This window comes from Streptomyces murinus, assembly GCF_002154555.1.
Taxonomy (GTDB): domain Bacteria; phylum Actinomycetota; class Actinomycetes; order Streptomycetales; family Streptomycetaceae; genus Streptomyces; species Streptomyces murinus.
Map to the genome: position 1 here is coordinate 1 of NZ_MUNF01000599.1, position 2,612 is coordinate 2,612.

Genomic DNA, 2,612 nt, shown 5'->3' on the forward strand with positions numbered 1-2,612 from the left:
CGGCGGCCCTCGCGGCGGAGCCCGCCGAGCGACTCGCCGCCCGCGCCGCCGAGCCCCACTGGGCGCGCTACGTGGCGGCCGCCCTGGACGCCGCCCCCGAGTACCAGGAGGAGCCGGCCACGGACGGTACGGGCGCCGAGGTCTTCGCCCACGTCGTACGACCGCTCGTCGCCCCGGCCGCCACACGCCTCGCCGACCTGCTGGCGGGCGTGCCCGCCACCGAACGGAGCGTGTGGCAGAGCGAGTTCAGCGCCTGGCTGACCTCGCAGCTGGTACGGCTGGCCGCTCGTACCCTCGTACGGGAACTCGCCGGGGCCCGGCGCGCCGGACGGCTCACGGGGGCGACCTCGCGGGAGCGGTTCGCGTCCTTCGTGGCCGCCGCGGGCACCCGACGCGGGCTCGGCGAACTGTTCGCCGCCTATCCGGTACTGGCCCGGATGCTCGGCCAGACCGCGCTGGACGCGCTGGACGCGGCGGCCGAACTGACCGCCCGCTTCCGGGCCGACCGGGACGAGCTGGTCACCGCCCTCCTCGACGGCCGCGACCCGGGGGCGCTGGTCCGCGTCGAACTCGGGCTCGGCGACGCCCACCAGGGCAACCGGTCGGTGGCCGTGCTGCACTTCGCCGACGGGGTCCGCGTGGTGTACAAGCCGCGGCCGCTCGGCCAGCACGCCCTGCTGGACGAGCTGGCGGCCTGGATGGACACCAAGGTCCCCGATCTGGCGCTGCGCACCGCGCGCACCGTGCGCCGGGAGGGCTACGGCTGGCTGGAGTTCGTCTCCCACCGCTGGTGCCGCTCGGTGACCGAGACCGACGCCTTCTACCGCCGCCAGGGCGTGCTGCTCGCGCTGCTCTACGCGGTGGACGGCGCCGACATGCACTACGAGAACGTCATCGCCTGCGGCGACCAGCCGGTCCTGGTGGACGCCGAGACGCTGCTGCACACCGGGCTCGGACAGGCCATGACGGCCGGCGCCGACCCCGCCGCGGACGCCCTGCACACCTCCGTGCACCGCACCTGCCTGCTGCCCCATCTGCTGATCGGCGAGCACGGCGCGCTGGACATCTCCGCGCTGGGCCGCTCCACCGACGGCACCTTCCCCAGCGAGGGGCTGCACTGGGCGGACAGCGGCCTCGACACCATGCGCGCCGTACGGGGCCCGCTGCTCAGCCCGGCCGCGCAGAACCAGCCGCTGCCCGACGGCCGCCCGCTGGACGGCGCCGACCACCGGGCAGCCCTGCTCGACGGCTTCCGCACCGCGTACGCGGCCATCGCGGCGCACGGCGGCGAACTGACCGGCGAGGACGGCCCGTTGACGGCGGCGGCGGACAGCCCGGCGCGGCTGATCGCCCGTGCCACCCGGCTGTACGCGACCCTGCTGGAGGAGTCCACGCATCCGGCGCTGCTCGGTGACGCGCTCGCCCGGGACGGGGTGTTCGCCGTGCTGTGGACCGAGTCCGAGCACGACCGGGCGCGTTCGTTGCTGATCGAGCACGAGACGGCCGACCTGTGGCGCGGCGACGTCCCCCTGTTCACCCATCGGCCGTCCGGGACAGGGGTCCGGACGGCCGACGGGACCTGGCTCGCGGACGTGCTGCCGGAGGCGAGCCTGGCCGCGGTGCGCAAGAAGATCGCGCGGATGGACGAGATCGACTGCCGCGACCAGGAGTGGATCGTCTCGGCGACGCTGGCCGCCCGGGGCGCCTGCGACCCGGCGGACCGGCCGAGGTCGGCGCTCGCCGTGGCGCCCGTACCGGCCGTGGTGCCCGACGCCTCACGGCTGCTGGCCGCGGTGTGCGGGATCGCCGACGACATCGCCGCCCGTGCGGTACGCGACGGCGGCCGCGCCAACTGGCTGGGGCTGGAACGGGTTTCGGGCCCGCACTGGGCGGTGCTGCCGATGGGCGCCGGGCTCGCGCAGGGCTACTGCGGGGTCGCGCTCTTCCTCGCCCACACCGGCGCGCTGACCGGCGCCGACCGGTACACCGCGCTGGCCCGGGAGGCGGTACGGCCGCTGCCCGCGCTGCTGAAGGCCCTGGCCGCCGACCCCGAGCTGGGCGCGGCGGCGGGCCCCGGCGCCTACGACGGTCTCGGCGGCATCTGCTACGCCCTGGTCCGGCTGTCGGCGCTGCTGGGCGAGGAGTTGACGCAGGTCCTGCCGGACGCGCTGACCGCGCTCGGCCATGCGGCGGCCGGGTGTACGGACCTCGGACTGTCCTGCGGTACGGCCGGGGCGCTGGCCGCCGCCGTCGCCGTGCACGAGGCGACCGGGACCCCGGGCGCGCTGGAGCTGGCGGACGCCCTGGCGGACCTGCTGTGCCAGGCGGGGCCCGTCGAGGACGCCGGGTTCGCGGACGGCGCCGCCGGGATCGGCTGGGCGCTGCTGCGGTACGCCGCCGCACGGCCGGAGCGGTCCGCGGCGCACGCGAGCGCCGGCCGGGCCCTGCTCGACGGCGCGGCCCTGCGGGCCCGGGACACCCAGACGGATCCGTCCTGGGCGCACGGACTCGCCGGAGTGGCGGCCGCCGCCTCGGCACTCACCGGACTCCCGTCCTTCGCCGACGAGTTCTCGGCCCGGCTGCGGGACGCCGAGGTCGGGCCCGACCTCAGC

At 76.9% G+C, this 2,612-nt stretch carries 1 protein-coding gene; it reads left to right on the forward strand.

All coding sequences use genetic code 11. From position 1 onward, the window contains the following. A partial coding sequence (locus CCN72_RS30940; RefSeq protein WP_107430198.1) for a type 2 lanthipeptide synthetase LanM family protein occupies positions 1 to 2,612 on the forward strand: 2,612 nt, incomplete at both ends.